Raw genomic sequence first — 18,508 nt, forward strand, 5'->3', positions numbered from 1 at the left:
AAGCCATGGACCCTCGTCGCCAGTGGAGCGCCGTTGCGCGAGGACGTCCTTGTGCGAACCGATGCCGCGTCTGTGGAGCAATGCCTCGCAATGTGCTTGCCCCGCCTGCGTGAGCTGGGCTTTTCGTTCCCTGAGTGAGAGAGCGGGTGTGACCGAACCGCCGCCCTGGACGTCAGTGCCGGCTGCTTACATGAGCCCATGGACACCGTGCACACTACCGCCGCCCTCCTCCCGGACCCCGCCGAGCTCCGCGCGTACCTGCGTGCGCTGGCCGTGCTGGACCAGGCGATCTGCCGCGACCCGCGGTTCTCCCGCTACTCCTTCTCCACCACCTGGGGGCCTGGGACGGAGGCGGCCCTGATGGACAACGGCTCGGGTGACGACTTCTCCGTCCTCTTCACCCCGGCCGGTGTGCTCGTCCGCGGCTTCGACCACGAGTCGGAGATGAGCCCGTACGGCACGGACGACGAACAGGTCTGGCCCGGTGTCATCGACGAGGTGCCCGCCGCGCTGCGCCCGCTCCTGGACGACCCGGCCTTCGTCGACGAGGGCCTCGGCGCCCCGCGGGTCACCGCCTGCCTGTGGTGGGAGACCGGCGGCAGCGCCTGGCGCACCGGCTCGGGCATCGAGTTCCCCTCGGGCAGCCCGGACCCGGACGGCTCCGGGTACCTCTTCCGCCTCCTCACCGATCGCTCCCCCGAGGCCGTCCAGGCGCACTTCGAGGAGGACTACGGGCGGCCCGTCCCCCTCGACACCGTCCGCCACGTCCTCGCGGGCCACCCCCTGACCCCCGAAGCCGCCCGCGGCCTCAACCCGGCCGTGCTCTCTGACGAGGCCCTGCTCCGCCGGATCGCCGCCGAGCCCGACGTCGAGGCGTACCTCGCCTGCGACGGCGAGTTCGACCTCACGCGGACCGACCCCATCGAGTCGATCGCCCTGCCGGCCGGTCTGCCGGTGGAGCCCGTGGCCGGCTGCAACGCGGGAGGCACCCTCTACCTCTGCGGCCCGGCCGGCTCCGGCCGCGTCCGCCCCGTCCTCTACACCGACTCCGAGGGCCAGGCTTCCCTCATCGCGGAGTCCCTCGCCGAGGCCCTGACCTTGGCCATCGTCCTCCCCTCCTGGCACGACGCCCTGGCCGGCTTCCGTCCTCCCGCGCTCAACGCCGACTACCTTGAGGACAACCCGGACCACCCCGAGGTCCGCGACCGCCTCCTCGCCGCCCTCCGCCTCCCCCCGGCCACTGAGGCCGAGGTCCTGGCCCGCCTCCTCACCACGGCCGCCCGCACCGTCCCGGACGGCTTCCTCCCTTCGATCGAGGGCGAGGAGGACGCGGCCTTCGAACCGATGCTCCGTCTGCCGACCGAGTAGGACAGCCCCGCCGTGCGCCGCCTTCCGGACCGCCGAGGTCCTGCCGCACTGCGGAGGGACGTCGATCTCACGCAGGTGCACTTGGAGGCTGACCGGGTTCATGGGCTGCCTGGCTGGCGGCCGGTGGGTGTGCCTGCGGCTGCTGACCGGCTACCTATCGGGGGGCGTTTGCGCAGGCAGCACGCGCACGACCGCATGGCGGTCGACGAGCTGCCGACGTAGGTGACTGTTCTCTGTCGTGGCCTGGTGAAGGGCGCCCACCAGAGCCTCGACGTCGGTCTTGAGCTGGGCGATTTCTCGGGCTTCCGCGTCGCCGAACAGCGAACCGGCAACACCGTCCTCGTCTGGGACTACCTCGGCCTCCACCCACTGGCCCAGCGCGAAGCGAAGTACCGAAACGAACAACCCAGCCCGGAACAGCGGGAGACCGACCGCCGCTTCTTCGCCATCGTCACCGCCCTCACCGGCGCGGTGCACGTCACCCTCGCCGACACCACCTGGGGCCTCTCCACCCGCCTCTGGGACACGCTCACCGTCGTGCTTGACGAGCACACCAGCGCCCACCGTCCCGGTACCCGGACCAGATGATGGCCGACCAGGATCTGGTCGACGTCGACCCGTACGACGACGGCTCCCTCCCGGTCTTCCGGTGGCAGCGGGCCAGCCGTACGGATCCGGCGACCCGCCGCCAGCTGTGGGATTTGGGCCTGCGCCCCGGCGGCCAGCAGCCCGCCGCCCGCATCGAATGCCACGACGGCACCCCGGCCGCACCGAACAGCTACTTCCCGCCCCGGCCCACAGCCCCGGGCGCTTGTACCCGTCCCGGAGGGAAACCGTGAAAACCACCGCTGACATCGCTCCCGGTACCGCTTGCACCGACCTGGAGACGCGCCTGACGGAAGCGATCCGCACCGTGATCGGGGAGATCAGCCGCACGGACGGGAAGGCCGCCGTCCTCCTGGCCGCCTTCTCGCTTCCCCTTGCGGTGCTCCTGGCCGCCGTCCCAGGTCGCAGCCTCCCGGCCCACGCCACCGTGCTGGTCGGGCTCGGCACCACGGGCCTGGTCGCGGCCATGCTCACCGTTCTGTTCGTGGTCCGGCCCAGCATCTCCGGCATCCGGCGCGGGACCTTCCTCTACTGGGCGCGCTGCACGCCCGAGGAAGCCGTCGCCGACATCGCCGAGGCCGACTCGCACAGCCATGCCGAAGACCTCGTCCGGGTCTCCCGGATCGCCCGCAAGAAGTTCCTCGGCCTCCGGTGGGCGGGTGATCTCACCGCCGGCTCCCTCACCGCGCTCGCCTTTGGCTTACTCACCTCGATCTGACGGAGGCCCCTGTGCTTACCTCTTCTTCTCTCACCGCGACCCAGGCCGGACTCGCCCGCCTCCGGCTGCCCGAACCGGCGCTTTACGTCCTCATTGGTGCTGCCGGCGCCGGTAAGACGTCCGTTGCCGCCGCCTTCCCGCCCGAGTGGAGGCTGTCCCTCGACGACTGCCGCGCCCGGGTGTCCGACGACGCCGGGGACCAGGCCGCGACGGCCCCGGCCCTGACCGTCTTCCACGCCATCCTCGCGGGCCGCCTGAGCAACCGGCTGCCGACCGTCGTGGACGCCACCAGCACCCACGAGTCCCACCGGATCGCTCTGGTGGACCGGGCCCGCGCCCACAAGGTCCCGGCCGTCGCGCTCGTCGTGCGCACCCCGCTCACTGTCTGCCAGGCCCGCCAGCACGCGAGGTGGCCGACACGGCAGGTGCCCGCCGGCGTGATCGCCCTCCAGCACGCGAACATCCCCCACACTGCGGAGCTGCTGCGGGAGGGCTTCGCCCAAGTCCACGACGTCACGACGCTGGACCTGCTGCGCATGCTCCTGGAACGCGCGGACGCCGACGCAGGCTCCGACGGCCTGCGCACCGAGTTCCGCACCGCCTTCGGCGACGACCTGGCCGCCGCTGCCGCTCCCCACCCCGCCCCCGGGCACCTGCTCCTCGCCGTCGCCGGACGCGAACTCCTCCTCCGCCGCCAAGACGGCGGCGATCCGTTCGACCACGGCTGGGAGGCCCGCCTCCCCGAGCCCTGCCCGGACGGCTGCGACGGCGCCCTGTGGACCCGGGTCACCGGTCCGGCCGATCTCCTCGCCGTTCACCTCGGCGGCGCCCCCGACGAGCCCGTCTGCGACCAGTGCGACGACCTCCTCGCAGCCGGCCCGCCGCGGTGAATCCCCGGCTCCCGCCCCGAAGCGCCGGCATTGAGGAGTCTCCATCACGCCCGCACACATGGAACGCCGTGCCCGCCTCCAGCGCGGGCACGGCATCCGCTGCCACGACACCTCCTGGAGACGATGAGAATGCTTTTCCTCGTTCGCCACGCCGAATCCATCGAGAATGCCACTAAATACACCGGTTTCTACGACAATCCTCGCCCGTGGACCGGTCCGGCCGCGCATGCCCTGTCCCGGGACATCGTGGGCCTGACGCCCCGCGGTTTTCTCCAGTGCCTGTGGCTCCGGCAGACGCTGCGGAATCTCACCGGACCCGACCCGGCGATCCGCACCTCGCAGTACCGCCGCGCCCTCGACACCACCACCCTCGCCCTGCCCGGCCTGCCTTACGAGACGACCGCCCTCCTCAACGAACAGCATTACGGCGCAGCCACCTACATGACCAAAGACGAGCTGTACGCCACCTACCCCGAAGGAGCGGAGGACCGGCAGACCCGCAAGCACCTGTGGACGCCCCCCGGCGCCGGCGCGGAGTCCCTCGCCTGCGGCGTCGTGCGCAGGGCCACCGCGTTCGTCGACGGCCTGCCCGCCACGCCGACGCCGGATGTCGTCGCGGTCACACACCACACCGCGATCCTCGCGCTGCGGGCGGTCCTGGAGCGGCGGCCGGTGACCGAACTGGTCGACGAGGCCCGTGCGTGCAAGACACCCAACGCCGCGGTCCTCGTCTACGAGCGGGCCGGCGGCCTGTTCCACGCCCGCAGCCTCATCCAACCGGACTGCTGAGAAGGGCTGCGGCCATGAACCTCCTGTACCTCAACGGGCCTGTGCAGAACGGCTGCTTCACCCTCGCGGATCGGCCGGGCAAGGCGGTCGGGATCCGTGCCGCCGAAGCCCTCAACACCCTCCTCGGGGCCGGGCCGGTTCCGCATCTGTGGAACACCGTCACGCTGGCCGGAGACCTGCGCCACCGTGACGCCCACGACCGGGACACCGTCGGCCGGCAGGAGCGGGAGGAACGCGCGATCACCGCCAAGTACGCGCCGGCCCCGGCCCCGGCCGGTGGCGTTCTCACCGACACCGCGCCGGCCGTGACGGCGCTCGCGCTGGAGATGACCGAACGCCTCCTGCGGGAAGGCGTCCTGGCAGTCGTACCCACCGCAGTCCGACTCTGCACCCGCTGCGGTCACATGACCGGCTCCGTCGCCCACACCTGCCGCGCCTGCGGGCACCACGGCTCCCGGCCCCACACCCGGCGGCTCCTGGTCTGGGACCGGCCCCCGGGCACACCCGTGCTCGAGCGCGACGACTTCCACGCCCACCGGTCCCGGCCACCGCACCACCTGCTGACCATCGCCCACAACGTTCCCGAACAGCTGATCCTGTCGCGCACCCGCGACCACGGCATCAGCCTCGCGCCGCTCGGGCTGGACGGCCTGGTCCTGGACCCGAGGGCCGGCCTGCACATCGCCGTGCTGGCCGCGGCTGCCCGGTCCAGCGCCGAAAGGCCGGTGATGACGGTCACCGAGAACGCCGCGGCGAACGTCGCCGCCTACGGCGCCCCATTCCGCCGGCACAACGGAACGCGGCTGCGGTACGCACTGCACGGACACATCCCGTACGACGACACCGCGGCGCTACAGCGGCTGTGCGAAGTACACCGTGTCAGCCCGGCGCTGAAAGAGCTCTTCCTCACCTGGTTCCTGCCCCTGTGCTCACTGCACCTGCGGGCAGGCATCACACCGGCACAGCTCCCGGCCCTGCTGAAATTCTGGCGCCGCGTCCACCTGGCCCGGCCGGACACACCCGGGAGTGACGTCCCCGCCGAACTGCGGCGCAGCGTCGCGGCCGGTGATATGCGCTGGGTCATGGACCTCCGGACTCTGTCCCGGGTCATCCCCGAGCACCCGAGCACCCAGGGCTTCGCCAAGGAGCCGGAAGGAGCGAGCTGATGAGCGAGAACCACAACGAATGGCAGTTCGTGAAGAAGCGGACCGCGGCCGAAGGAGCGGTGTACGTCTCCGCCGACGGAACACGCTACCGGCGCACCGGCGGATCCGGCCTCCGGGCGGAGGCCGCATTCCAGCGCCGGATCGCCGGCCTGGGCTACCCGGTCCCGCACATTCTGGAGCAGGGCGTCACCGACGACGGCCTCCACTACGTCGTGGAGGAGTCGCTGGGCGAGCAGACCCTGCACGACCGTGCCGTTGCGGCTCTGGGCAGCCGGCGCGACCTGCCCGACGACGTGACCGACACCGCCGCGCAGGTCGCCGCCCGGCTGCTGCATGCCCAGGCCGCCCACCTCCTCAAGCCCACGCCCCACGCGCTGCGGCAGTGGCTGAACAGCGCCGGGTTCACCCGGAACGTCTTCGAGGAGAACCCCGATCTGGACACCCCGCGGACGCATGCCGCGCTCGATCACGCGCTCGAGCAGCTGGGCACGGTTCCCCTGACGGCGGGCCACCTCGACTACGGCCTGCCCAACCTCCTGCCGGCCGGGGTCATCGACTGGCAGCACCACGGCCAGGTGCCACTGGGATACGACGTCCTCCCGGCCCTGGAGATCATCCCCTTCAAGGGCGGCAACAAGGGCTACACCGCCGGCCCCGGCCAGCGCCGCAGGTACCTTGCCGCGGTGGACGACGCGAGCCTGAGCACCACCGGACAGCCGGTCAGCCAGCACCTGGGCGCATATCTGCTCGTCAAAACCCTGTTCTTCCTCGCCCTGATGCGGCCCACCGACCTCTCCCACAGGGACAAGCACCTGAAGTGGCAGTACCGCCGTCACCTCCTCACGGAAGGACTTGAGCAGTATGAGCGCACCGGGACGGTCGATACCGCCCTCTTCCCCACCCTCGACGACTTCGCCGCTCGGAACCGCGCTGGCGACCATCCGTGACCGCGACCACCTCCTGGACCACGCCGGAGTGATCTTCAAGGTCATCGGCGATGTGCACCCGGGTACCCACTTCCTGGGGTATGTCAAGTACTACCCGGACCCCGCGGCGACCGGGTCCTCCTCGGCCGGACCTACCGGCAGAACAGTGTCGTGTCCAAAGCATTCGGGATCCTGGCCGACCGGCCGGAATGCTACGTCTACTCCCCCAGCGTGGGCTGCGTCATCACCGGCGTCCCCCGCGAGGACATCGCCACCCACTACTCCTGCCGCCAGACCCTGGCCACCCTGCACCGCTCCCCCGAACTCCTCGACGGCTCCCCCGTCAGCAAGGACCTGCTCACGATTATCGACCGGGTGGTGACAGCGGGCGCCGACGACGTCATCGGCGTCACCGGCTCCTTCCTGGTCGGCGCCTGCAACGCCCGCTCCGACATCGACCTGGTCTGCTACGGGCCCCGCGGCTACGAAGCGGCACAAACACTGTTCGCCGACCGTGCCCTCATCCGCCCGTACGAGGGCCACACCCTCACCCGCCTGTACGTGCGGCGCGCCAAGTACATGGTGGGGGGAAACTTCGACGCGCTCATGCGCCAGGAAGCCCGCAAACTGCAGGGCCTGACAGCCGGTGCGGGGCGCACATCAACTGTGAGCCGCTGAGGGCCGACGGCGACAAGACGTTCGCCGGGGTGGTCGCCAAAGAGGTAGGGGCCATATCCGTTCTCGCCCGGATCACGGATCACTCCGAGGGACTGGTCACGCCGGCGCTCTACGGGATCGAGGTGGACACGGTCACCGAATCCACGGTCGACGAGCCGTCCGTGTTCGCCCGCCGGATCACTCACCTGCGCAGCTACCTCGGTGCGTACACCGGGGCGTTCCGCACCGGCGACGTCGTCTACCTGTCCGGCCGGCTCGTCCACATCCAAGGACCCGATGTACACAGCGGCTTCGGCATCGAGCTCACCCCGTGGTCGGCAGCCGAGTCCTTCCTCGCCAACCTGACCCGCTGAACCCCACGTACCGAGCCCAGCGCCCGAACCAAGAGCCGACGCACCCTCCACCGGCGTAGCGGCCAGCCCGGACGGCGACCAGCCCACGCATCGGGCCTGGGCGGACAGTACCGAGGCCGCGAGCTGAGCGCACCCGGGACCCTGCTTATCCGCCATGTACCGGGGCGGTCGCAGTGGCCCCTCAGTAACAGAGTGCACGTGAGAGGGGATCAACGTCATTACCCGGGCCCGGTTCACCCCGCGTGGGTGAACCGGGCCTTCTCGCGTTCCCCATCCAACGGCGGTGGCCTCGCGCTTGCCAGCACCGACCCAGCAACTGACACCCAAGACCCCCGGCTCCGCAGAGACAATTCCGCCGGCGTGTCACAGTCCGGACACATCCGCCACAGCACGCCCCCGCTTTCGGGACGATGACCCCTCACACGTTGTCCTTGGGGGGACCATGCGCACCCGCACCATCACCGCCATCACCGCGGTGCTCCTGTTAACGACGCTCACCGCGTGCGGCAGCGATACGAAAGACCAGGCCGAGTCGGAGCCGAGGAAGAAGATTCCCGCCTCCCCCAGCCTCACTCCTGAACTTGAGTTCCTCACCCAAGCCATGGCCGCAGGGTACGACGGGTGGACGGACACAGCTCCGATCGAGTCGGACATCATGCACTTCCCCAAGGAATGGTGCGGACTCCTGGAGAACGGACATAGCGTCGACTACGTGTTCGGAGCAGCTGGCAAGTACCCCTTCGGAGCCGGCTGGGGCACCAAGAAGCCCGATGCGCACAAGCTTCTCCTCCTCGCTGTGGACACCCACTGCCCCACGACGCGCGACCAGGTGACTGCTGAACTCCGCGACGCCGGTGAGTACTGACGGCCCACAGCTGGCTCGGGCTGGCCGCCTGCGCGGGCTCCCCGACTGAAGCGTCAGCATTTGCGTCACAGCATCGCTACATCGCGTACACATGAGCCATGCACGGCACAGCATGGCCCGCACATCACCATGTTCTTGGGAGAACCATGCGCACCCGCACCACCGCCGCCGTCATCGCGGCACTGTTCACACTCGCTCTGACCGGCTGCGAGCACACCACGACCGCTACCAGCCCGTCCAGTTCCTCAAACAAGAAGGCAAGCGACGAAGTGCAGACGGCGGAATCGGCCCCGCTTCCGAACTTCACCGGCAAGGGCCTCCAGTCCGCCCAGGACGAAGCACAGGCCGCCGGATTCTTCACCCTCACCTCGCACGATGCCCTCGGCCGCGACCGGATGCAGACCTTCGACCGGAACTGGAAAGTCTGTACCCAGGAGCCTGCTGCAGGCACCCACCCCACGGACACCAGCATCAACTTCGGCACGGTGAAACTCGATGAGGACTGCCCCGCCGAGGACGCGGGGAAAGCCGACACCCAAGCGGCGGACAGCGCGTCCACCATGGCCGACTTCACCGGCAAGTCCGTCAAGGCCGTCAGGAACGACCTGGACTCCTCCACCAGCCTGTCCGTCACCGACGCATCAGGGCAGGACCGCATGGTCCTCATGGAATCGAACTGGCAGGTCTGTACCCAGGAGCCCGACGCCGGTACCGAACTCGAGGGCCAGCCCGTAGCGCTCACCGCAGTGAAGTTCGACGAATCCTGCTGACTCGTTCCACGCACGGCCCGGCCAGCCCGTCGTGTCCGGGCCGTGCCCACACTCCGGAGGAAGCGCCGGTCAGCCTTTGACTTGATTGCGGACAGCCAGGACTTGCAACCACAAAGGAATGGGCTTGCTACACGGTAGCCATCTCGAGAGAGGCTCCGGTCATTGTCGGCACCTGGCCCGAGGGTTGGCCCACCACCATGTGCCGTCAGCTGCTTCCGCTGGTCTGAGAGGCTGGTGTTCCGGCGAGAGACGAGGAGCGGGCTGTGGCTGTTGAGTTACCGGCGGACGTCCAGGAGCGCGGTGAGGAGCTGGGTGAAGGCGTCGCCTATGCGCTGAGGGTTTTGGCCAGGCAGCTTGAGGACGATCCGCTGCTGGGCAGCCCCACGAGTGACCCGTCCGGATACGTCGCGCGGATCGACGGTGAGGTGTTCGAGGACTGTCCGGACCTGAACGTGTACTACGCCTATGGTCCTCCTCTCCTGGAGGAGGGGCAGGTTCGGATCCGCAGGGTGGAAGCGGTCCGGCAAGCGGCTGGCGAGCCCGAACAGCGTGGTGCGGTTCTGGTGCCGGATCCTGGCAGGGCAGAGCTGGAGGTGCGCCAGGTGACCGGGGCGTGGCTCCGGATCGAGGCGTGGCTGCGGGAGCATGCGCCGGTTTCGTACGCGTCGCTCAGGGCCGGTGCGTCCGGGGAGGAGATCTCTGGGCTGGAGGGTGTGCTCGGTGTCCGGATTCCCGCAGGGTTGAAGGCACTGTGGCGGCTGCGCGCGGGTGTCGATGGTGGTGCGGGGGCGGTGTTTCTGCTGGAGAACTGGGCCCTGATGAGCCTTGACTCGGTGATCTCGTTCCACGAGCGGCAGATGTGGTCGCAGCAGCGGGACGGTGGCAGTGATCTCCCTCTTTGGAAGGCTGCTTGGATTCCGGTCTGTTCGTTCGGCGCGGACGATCAGACCTATGGCCTGTATCTGGATGCCGAGACCGGGCAGCTCTGCACCTGGGACAGGTACGGGGAGCGCCGGCCGGCGTTCGACTCGCTGACCACCTACTTGGAGGAGATGGCGGACGCTCTTGAGGCGCCCTCCCTTGTTACGGGCGCCAGGCCGGGTCTGGCCCATGGCGGCCTGGCGTGGGGGCCTCCGGCTGATCCGGACATTGAGGCGGCCTGGGTGCCGTTCACCGGGTGAGTCGACAGCGGGGGACCCGGCGTGTTCCGGGTCCCCCACTGCGTCTCTGTGTTCAGGTGCTGCTAGCCGATCTTGCGCCAGTCGCAGGTGGTGGGTGCGCCTTTCGCGCAGTGCTCGTAGCCGGGATTGCTGACGAAGAAGCCGTCACCATCCAGCAGCCGCCAGAGCGAAGGCTGCATCTTCTTGAAGGCTTCCTCGTTCTGGACTCTCGGGACTGCGGCTCGTCCGCAGGGTTCCCGCCACGTCGGGCCGTTCTTCGCGGCGCGGGTGTCCGCGAGCAGACCGAAGTTGGTGCTGCCGTCGCCGAGCTTGTCGGCATACAGCTGGGTGCATTCGTTGCCGGATCCGACCTGGTTGGGCCCTCCGGGGAATCCTCCGCTCTCGTGGGTGGAGGCCATCGCGTACTCGTCACAGCCCAGGGCCCCCAGAGAGGCATCGCTGGGGTGAGCGATCCAGCTGGACGGGCATACCTTGCCCCGGCTGTCCTTCGACGTCCATGGGGCGCCGGTTGTCGGGTTCTTCACTGTTGTGTCCGGGCCCAGGTAGCGCAGGAGGGAGTCCCAGCGAGTGGATCCGGCGTGGTCCGGCATCTTCTCCTGCATGAGCCAGTAGTAGGCGCTGGCGGCGGGGTAGCGGTTGGTGTCGACGGTGTAGGTCGGTTTGAAGAATGGCAGGGCGCAGCCGGGTGCCACGCCGTTGAGGATGTTGTCGCAGCGCGGGGCGAGTTCGCGTACACGGACGTCACCGCTGCTGCCGAAGTCGGCGGTCGCGCTGGCGGTGGAGCTGGCGTCCACGGTGGCGGTGATGGACCATCCGAGATCGATCGGCTCCTTCCCCGTGCCGGACCAGATGGTCTGCGCGGTGCCCCAGCTCGACTCGTACGGGCGGCCGTCGTTGGCATAGGCCCAATGAGCGTCGGACGGCTTGTTGAGGCTGTCCACCCACTTGACCTGTGACGTGGTGCAGGAGCCGCAGACGACTGCGAGATTCCACCGGAGGGTGACGCCTTGCAGGGCGGCGTCGATGTTGCGGGGGGTCAGGGTGATCTGCTGGTCGAACTCGCCGAAGTTGCTTCCGCTGGCGCCTTTCGACGGATAGGTCCTGATGTGCTGCTCGATGTTGAAGGTGGCGGTCCCGAGCGCGGGTTTCTGGGGATCGGTGTCGAGGAAGATCAGTGTGGCGCTGCCGATGTTCTTCAGGCAGGCATCGGCGCGGTTCATGTAGTCCTTGCCGTGTGCCTTGGTCACGCACCAGTCGACCAGTTCGACCGCGGCCGCGGAGCGGGGGGCCGGAGTCTTCTCGGGCTGCTGGGACGGTGGATTGATTTCGATGCACAGCTTGCGACCCTGCGGGTCGACGGTGGAGCACGTTCGCTTGGGGGCGGCCTTGCGGGCGGCGGGGAGCGCGGGGCCGGGGTCGGTGCGGGTGACTTCAATGGCCTTTTGCGCGACGGGGTCGATGGTGGACGACGTCTGCGGTGCGGGGAAGGTCACGTAGGGGGCGATCTTGAAGTTTGCCCAGGGGGACCAGACCGTTTCGTAGAGGCTGCCGTCGAACGCGTTGGTGCGGAAGGTGTACGTGACTCCGGGCTTCAGGATTCCGTAGTCGACCTGGACCTGGGCGGTTGCGCCGGAGGCCACATACGGGGACACCAGGACTCCGTACGGATTGGCGTTGGTCAGTTTGACCTGAGTCTTCGGCTTGCCGGCGGCGTCCGTCGTCCAGACTTCGAAGGTCAGTGTGCTCCGGTCGCCGTCGGCATCGGTGACGGTGTTCTTGAGCACCGTCTCAGGCGCGATGACCTGCCAGGTGGTGCCGCTCTTGGTGAACTGCGGTCCGGCTGACGGGCTCCTGCCCGAAACGGGTCGGGCTCCGGCGGCGGCGGAGTTCTCGGGGCCGGCGGCCGGTCGGGCGGAAGGTGGTGCTGTCTGGGATGTGTTGGGGGTGAAGTCGGTGGCTGAGGCCGTACCGGACCCCATGAGTAATCCGACGGCTGCTCCTGCGGCGAGACTTCGTAAGGCTCGGATGCGGTGTCTGCGGAGCACGTTGATCCTCCTTGAGCGCTTCGGATGATCCGAGGAGAGCCCAGCAGACATGTGGCACTGGTCATATGACCGGCGTCACGGTTTAACCGGCCCTGCCGTGTTCGAGCGGGGTGTCTCGTGTGGAGAGTTGAGGGGGAACGCCCTGCGTACGCCCGGCTTCCATAATTGAGAAAAAGTAGTCATGGGCATGCCATAAATACTTGGTGAAACCCCCACGTGATAGCGCCAGTCCCGACGCCTGGTTTCCCCACGTGGCGCCGACAAGCCCCGCTCTCCACACAGCAAGGCCTCCCCCGAAGACACATGACGCGTGTCAGACCCTACGGACCCGCCAAAGGCCGGCGAGCCTCACGCGCCACCGCACATGAGAGCCCTGGTCCGGCCGGGCCGGGGACGTCACGCCACCTCTTGCGCACCCCGCGACCGTGACACCCCCGCCTGCGACGTGGCCGGGAACCCACTGGGGCCGATCCACCACACATGCCACTGTGTACGGATCTTTGTTCGGCAGTGCGCGGAGTAGCGGGGGCTGGTCGGTGGGGTACACGATTCCTGATGGCGTCGACACCATGCTGGACGTCGTCGGAGTGGGATGGCCGAATGTCGACGAGGACGCGTACCGGGACATGGCCGACGCACTCCGAGAGTTCGCGGAAGACGCCGACGATGACGCGTACACGGCTCATCAGGACATTCAGCGCCTGCTGTCGTCGGGGCAGAGTGAATCCCTGACCGCGCTGGACCGGCACTGGAAGAAGGTCCAGGGCAAGAACACGGACCTCGCGAAAGCGGCGCGGATCATCGCGGGCGCGCTGGACCGGGTGGCCGACATCATCGTGGCGCGGAAGATCGCGGCAGTCGCCGAACTCGCCGATCTGTGCGCGACGGTGGGGATCGCGCTCGCGGCGGCGCCGTTCACCATGGGACTGACCTCGCTGCTGGCGGCGGGGAAGATCGCGGCGACCCGGATCGCGTTCAAACGGATCCTGCAGGAGATGGCGGAGTCGGCGGTCGCCGAGATCACCGCGACGCTCACAGCGCCGGCGGTCGCCGCCCTGGAGAGCATCGTCACCGATCTGGCGATCCAGACGGCGATGAACGTGGCGGCCGGCCAGGACGGACCTCCTGCGGATCCGGCCGGGCCAGGAGGCGGGCAAGGACTCCAGCTCAACTCAGCCGGCCCCGGGCCCGGCAGCGGTCCGGTGATCGATCACGACGCCCACGCCGGCACCGGCACGAAGCTCGCAGCCGTGCAGGTGTCGATGCAGACCCGCGCGGCCGGGAAGATCGGGAAGGCGAAAGGCCACCACGGTCGCGCGAAAGGCCGGGACTCCCTCACCGCGGCCCTGGACACCACCATTGAGGGCGTCGTCGAGAAACTGGTCAAGGGCCACGGAGATCTCGGCGACCACCTGGGCAGGAGACTCCCGGACGCCATCAAGGGCAGCTCCAGGACCCACAAGAACACCGACGGAGACGTCCGTGACGGCATCAACAGCATCACCGGCAGCGGCCGCAAAGACGACTCCGGCCTGAACGGGCACCGCGGCAACACCGGACCCGCCCGCGACAGCCGGGGCTCCGCCCGGCGGGCCGAACCGGCCTCTCTCGACAAGGCCACGACGGATCCGCAGCGCCACGCGACCCCGCTCGGGAACAGAACCTGCCAAGGCGATCCCGTCGACGTCGCCACCGGTGAGATGGTCATGCCCCACACCGACCTCGCCCTGCCCGGCATACTCCCCCTCATCCTGCGCCGGGTCCATGTGTCCGAGTACCGCTACGGGCACTGGTTCGGCCGCAGCTGGGCCTCCACCCTCGACGAACGCATCGAACTCGACACCCGGGGCCGGAACGCGATCTGGGCACGCGAGGACGGCTCCCTTCTCGTCTACCCGCGCTTGCCGTCCCCAGCCGACAGTGACGGCGTCCTCCCCCTGGAGGGAGCCCGACTCCCCCTGACACACGGCGGCGAACACAACGCGGTCACCACCTACCGCATCACCGACCCCCACACCGGCCTGATCCGCACGTTCACCGGCTCCCCGTACAACGCCTCCCCCGCCCACTGGCTCACCGGAATCGAAGACCGCCACGGCAACGGGATCACCCTGGACCGCCTCGGTGACGGCTCCCCCACCCGCATCACCCACGACGGCGGTTACCGCGTCAACGTCACCATGCGCGAAGCCCGCGTCCGCAGGATCGCGCTGCACACGCCCGACGGACCCGTCACCGTCATGCGCTACGGCTACGACACCGAAGGCAACCTGGAAACGGTCACCAACTCCTCCGGCCGGCCGCTGCGCTTCACCTACGATCCGGACGGCCGGATCACCTCCTGGACCGACCGCAACAACTCCGCCTTCCACTACACATACGACACCGCCGGCCGGGTCGCCGCCACGGCCGGCCCCAACGGCTGCCTCTCGTCCACCTTCGCCTACGCATCCCATCCGGACACCGGCGGCAGCATCACCCGACACACCAACTCCCAGGGCGCCACCACCACGCTCCACATCAACAGCCGGCATCAGACCGTCGCCGAGACCGACCCCGCCGGCCACACCACGCGCTACGCCTTCGACGCCCTCGACCGGCGCATCTCGGCAACCGACCCCCTCGGCCGCACCACCCGCCTGGAGCGCGACGAATCCGGCAACATCACCGCGATGACCATGCCGGACGGCGAACGGACCACCGCCGTCTACAACAACCTCCACCTGCCGCTCGAGATCACCGAACGAGGCGGCGCACGGTACCGGTACACCTACGACACGGCAGGCAATCAAACCGCCGTGACCGGCCCGACCGGAGAGCGCACCGCCTACCTCCACGACAGCGCCGGTGCCGTCACCGAGATCCGTCCACCAGCCGGCAGCCCCCTGCGAATACGGAACAACGCCGCCGGCCTCCCCCAGGTGATCACCGCGGCCAACGGAGGCAGCGCCACCTGCACCCGGGATCCCTTCGGCCGCGTCACCACCGTCACCGACGCGACGGGCTCCACCCTCCGCCAGGAATGGACCCCCGAGGGCAAGCTGTCATGGCGCGAACTGCCGGACGGAACCCGCGAAGAGTGGACCTGGGACGGCGAGGGAAACCTGCTCCAGCACACCGACCGCATGGGACGCACCCACACCCACACCTACAGCCACTTCGACCGGCCCGCCGCCACCCACAGCAGCGACGGAACCGGCTACACCTTCACCCACGACAGCGAACTGCGCCTGACCCGGGTCACCAACGCAACAGGCGCCCAATGGACCTACACCTACGATCACGCCGGCCGGCTCACCGAGGAGACCGACTTCGGCGGCCGCACTCTGACCTACCAGCACGACGCCGCCGGACGTCTGACACGACGCCGCAACGGCGCAGGACAGGTCCTCGACTACGAACGGGACGTCCTCGGACGCGTCATCCGCGTAACCCACGGCACCAGCACCGTCTCCTCCGTCGCCTACTCCCCCACAGGCGCCATCCGCGAGATCACCAGCCCGGACGCACACATCACACGCGAAACCGACCCAGCAGGCCGCCTCCTGGCCGAGACCGTCAACGGACACACCTCCCACTACCGCTACGACGCCCAAGGCCGCCGCACCTGGCGACAAACCCCCTCCGGCGCCGAGAGCAGCCTCCACTACAACGCCGAAGGCCTGGCCTCCTACCGCACGGGAGAACACACCTTCCGCTTCGACCGCGACGCGCTCGGCCGGGAAACCTCACGGACCCTCAACCATGCCGTGACCATGCGACAGACCTGGGACCCCGTCGGCCGGCTGACCCACCACCACGTGCACCACGGCGACACCGAAATCCTCGAACGCCTCTTCACCTACCAGCCCGACGGCACACCCACCTCCATCAGCGACAGCACCACCGGCCGCCGCACCTTCACCCTGGACACATCCAGCCACATCACCGCCGTACACGCCCCAGGCTGGAACGAGCAATACACCTACAACACAGCGGGCGACCAGACCCGGGCCGAACACTCCGCCCCCTCCGCCCCCGGCCAGGACACCGCAGGAAGCCGCCACTACGACGGCACTCTCCTGACCCGGTCCGGAAGAACCACCTACACCTACGACGCGCAAGGCCGCCTGACCCAACGGAGCACCCACACACTCAGCGGCAAAAAGCTGACCTGGACCTTCGCATGGGACGCAGCCGACCACCTGATCCTCGTACACACACCACAAGGCACCACCTGGCGCTACCGCTACGACGGCCTCGGCCGCAGAATCGCCAAAACCCACCACCACGCCGACGGCACCATCACCGAGACCACCGACTACCGCTGGGACGGAACCCAACTCGCCGAACAGCGAACCGGCAACACCGTCCTCGTCTGGGACTACCTCGGCCTCCACCCACTGGCCCAGCGCGAAGCGAAGTACCGAAACGGACAACCCAGCCCGGAACAGCGGGAGACCGACCGCCGCTTCTTCGCCATCGTCACCGACCTGACCGGCAGCCCGCACTCCATGCTCGCCCCCGACGGAACCGTGTCATGGCGCGCACGCACCGCCGCCTGGGGCGCAACCCAGTGGAACAACGACGCCACCGCCTACACACCACTCCGCTACCCCGGCCAGATCTTCGACCCCGAAACCGGTCTCCACTACAACCTCCACCGCTACTACGACCCCGACAACGGCCGCTACATCAGCCCCGACCCCCTCGGCCTGACACCCGCCCCCAACCACTACACCTACGTACCCAACCCGTTCACCACGGCGGATCCCCTCGGGCTGGCCGGCTGCTCCCCCGACCGCACCTGGGGCGGACGTGTCGTCTTCACCCAGGACAAACACGGCCGCCCCTTCGAAATGCACGCCACCATCACCCGCGACATGCTCGACGAAGGCACCGACGCGAACAACCGCCTCAAACCACCAGGATTCCTCGACGGAAACCTGTACAACCAGGCCCGCGGACACATGCTCGCCAGAATGCTCGGCGGCACAGGCGACCACCTCGACAACCTCTTCACCATCACCCAAAACCCCACCAACAGCCCCCACATGCGCGACCTGGAACAGTCCATCTACAACGCCGTTGCAGGAAATCCCGGCAACCCCGGCCAGACCGTCCAGTACAGCGTCTTCCTCGAATACACCGACAACGACCCCGACTCCGTACCCTCCCGTATCTACATGGCCGCCGACGGAGCCCGCGACTTCCACCTCGACACGGACTTCGCCAACCCCGACCACATCGCCCAGCAGAACCGACGCCGTCTAGGAATCCAGTGACCGACCTCCAGTCCCTCACCCGACTCTGCCCGCCCCCCAACCCCCCCATGAACATCAACTGGGATGCCATCGAGGCCCGCCTCGGCACCCCACTCCCCCACGACTACAAACAACTCGCCGACCAGTACGGCCCCGGAACCTTCGCCGACTACATCCACCTCTTCCACCCCCACGGCGCGACCGAGTACGTCAACCTCACCGGCCCCGTGCCCACCCGGATCCGCGAACAACTCCGCAAAGACCACCAGCAGGGCACCCACCCCGTCCCCTACCACCCCGACCAGCTCCTCGCCTGCGGGACGACCAGCAACGGCGAATACCTCTTCTGGATCACCGACCCCGCCACCCACCCCGACCACTGGCACATCGCCGTCAACGAAGCCCGCGGCCCCCGCTGGCACACCCACCACGGAACCATCACCCACTTCCTCCTGTCCGTCCTCACCGGGCAGGAGCACGTACCCCAGTTCCCCACCGGCCTCCTCGACACTCCCCCGGCCTTCACCCCCTCGCACCCCACCCTCTGGAAACCCGAACCCATCACCGACCAGCCCCCCACCGACACGGCCGCCATCCGCACCTGGGCCCGCGCCAACGGCTACGACGTACCCCTCCGCGGCCGCATCCCCCCACACGTACGCGAAGCATGGCAAAACGCCCAGACTCCCTGAGCGGCCCAGCCGCAGCCGCCCAAGAGCGTGAAGCAGACTCCGGGCAGCCATGGCGGGATCGCCGGGCACCGCTGCGGGGTCATCCTCACCGAGTGGCCCCCGAGGCCGGGCACGACTACGCGACCTCCATCCCGCCGGCGCTCCACCCGGTTCGGACCACAGAGAGCGTGATCCAGCGCACCAGACGTTCGGCTGCCCGGGCTCCGCGACCATTCACG

The 18,508-nt window shown here is 68.8% G+C and carries 16 protein-coding genes; 15 read left to right on the top strand and 1 reads right to left on the bottom strand.

Going from position 1 to position 18,508, the window contains the following annotated elements; genetic code table 11:
* The first annotated feature begins 198 nt into the window (after positions 1–198).
* The 13 genes from AAFN69_RS29995 to AAFN69_RS30055 all read left to right on the top strand — a co-directional run bounded on the left by AAFN69_RS29995 (position 199) and on the right by AAFN69_RS30055 (position 10,310).
* Positions 199–1,368 (top strand): hypothetical protein, encoded by a 1,170-nt coding sequence (locus AAFN69_RS29995; RefSeq protein WP_347732019.1) that lies wholly within the window; start codon positions 199–201, stop codon positions 1,366–1,368.
* Between the two features lie 222 nt (positions 1,369–1,590).
* On the top strand, positions 1,591–1,956 hold the full coding sequence (locus AAFN69_RS30000) for a hypothetical protein (RefSeq protein ID WP_347732020.1): 366 nt from the start codon (positions 1,591–1,593) through the stop codon (positions 1,954–1,956).
* Positions 1,953–2,207: a hypothetical protein gene (locus tag AAFN69_RS30005; protein WP_347732021.1), complete on the top strand. Its 255-nt coding sequence runs from the start codon at positions 1,953–1,955 to the stop codon at positions 2,205–2,207. Before AAFN69_RS30000 ends, AAFN69_RS30005 begins: the two co-directional genes overlap by 4 nt.
* On the top strand, positions 2,204–2,692 hold the full coding sequence (locus AAFN69_RS30010) for a Pycsar system effector family protein (RefSeq protein ID WP_347732022.1): 489 nt from the start codon (positions 2,204–2,206) through the stop codon (positions 2,690–2,692). The genes AAFN69_RS30005 and AAFN69_RS30010 overlap by 4 nt, the downstream gene beginning before the upstream one ends.
* An 11-nt stretch (positions 2,693–2,703) precedes the next feature.
* Complete coding sequence (locus tag AAFN69_RS30015) at positions 2,704–3,582, top strand: AAA family ATPase (protein ID WP_347732023.1); 879 nt, start codon at positions 2,704–2,706, stop codon at positions 3,580–3,582.
* Between the two features lie 129 nt (positions 3,583–3,711).
* Complete coding sequence (locus tag AAFN69_RS30020; protein ID WP_347732024.1) at positions 3,712–4,371, top strand: histidine phosphatase family protein; 660 nt, start codon at positions 3,712–3,714, stop codon at positions 4,369–4,371.
* 14 nt (positions 4,372–4,385) lie between these two features.
* Positions 4,386–5,537 carry a hypothetical protein gene (locus AAFN69_RS30025; RefSeq protein WP_347732025.1) on the top strand — a complete coding sequence of 384 codons (1,152 nt, stop codon included), beginning with the start codon at positions 4,386–4,388 and terminating at the stop codon, positions 5,535–5,537.
* Complete coding sequence (locus AAFN69_RS30030; RefSeq protein WP_347732026.1) at positions 5,537–6,484, top strand: aminoglycoside phosphotransferase; 948 nt, start codon at positions 5,537–5,539, stop codon at positions 6,482–6,484. Before AAFN69_RS30025 ends, AAFN69_RS30030 begins: the two co-directional genes overlap by 1 nt.
* 150 nt (positions 6,485–6,634) lie before the next feature.
* Positions 6,635–7,141 carry a hypothetical protein gene (locus AAFN69_RS30035; protein ID WP_347732027.1) on the top strand — a complete coding sequence of 169 codons (507 nt, stop codon included), beginning with the start codon at positions 6,635–6,637 and terminating at the stop codon, positions 7,139–7,141.
* 29 nt (positions 7,142–7,170) lie between these two features.
* Positions 7,171–7,494, top strand: a complete 324-nt coding sequence (locus AAFN69_RS30040; RefSeq protein ID WP_347732028.1) for a hypothetical protein — start codon at positions 7,171–7,173, stop codon at positions 7,492–7,494.
* Positions 7,495–7,936: 442 nt separating this feature from the next.
* The gene (locus AAFN69_RS30045) at positions 7,937–8,359 is read left to right on the top strand and encodes a hypothetical protein (RefSeq protein ID WP_347732029.1); all 423 of its coding nucleotides are present in this window, start codon (positions 7,937–7,939) and stop codon (positions 8,357–8,359) included.
* Positions 8,360–8,505: 146 nt separating this feature from the next.
* Positions 8,506–9,129, top strand: coding sequence for a hypothetical protein (locus AAFN69_RS30050; RefSeq protein WP_347732030.1), 624 nt, complete (start codon positions 8,506–8,508; stop codon positions 9,127–9,129).
* 263 nt (positions 9,130–9,392) lie between these two features.
* Positions 9,393–10,310: an SMI1/KNR4 family protein gene (locus AAFN69_RS30055; RefSeq protein ID WP_347732031.1), complete on the top strand. Its 918-nt coding sequence runs from the start codon at positions 9,393–9,395 to the stop codon at positions 10,308–10,310.
* 62 nt (positions 10,311–10,372) lie between these two features.
* Here AAFN69_RS30055 and AAFN69_RS30060 read toward each other — a convergent pair whose 3' ends face one another.
* Positions 10,373–12,094: a hypothetical protein gene (locus tag AAFN69_RS30060; RefSeq protein WP_347732032.1), complete on the bottom strand. Its 1,722-nt coding sequence runs from the start codon at positions 12,092–12,094 to the stop codon at positions 10,373–10,375.
* A gap of 797 nt (positions 12,095–12,891) precedes the next feature.
* Here AAFN69_RS30060 and AAFN69_RS30065 point away from each other — a divergent pair.
* Positions 12,892–17,619: an RHS repeat-associated core domain-containing protein gene (locus AAFN69_RS30065; RefSeq protein WP_347732033.1), complete on the top strand. Its 4,728-nt coding sequence runs from the start codon at positions 12,892–12,894 to the stop codon at positions 17,617–17,619.
* Positions 17,616–18,290 (top strand): histone-like nucleoid-structuring protein Lsr2, encoded by a 675-nt coding sequence (locus AAFN69_RS30070; protein WP_347732034.1) that lies wholly within the window; start codon positions 17,616–17,618, stop codon positions 18,288–18,290. Before AAFN69_RS30065 ends, AAFN69_RS30070 begins: the two co-directional genes overlap by 4 nt.
* Positions 18,291–18,508: the final 218 nt, after the last annotated feature.

Source organism: Streptomyces sp. CAU 1734 (assembly GCF_039888735.1).
In the GTDB taxonomy this organism is placed as follows: domain Bacteria; phylum Actinomycetota; class Actinomycetes; order Streptomycetales; family Streptomycetaceae; genus Streptomyces.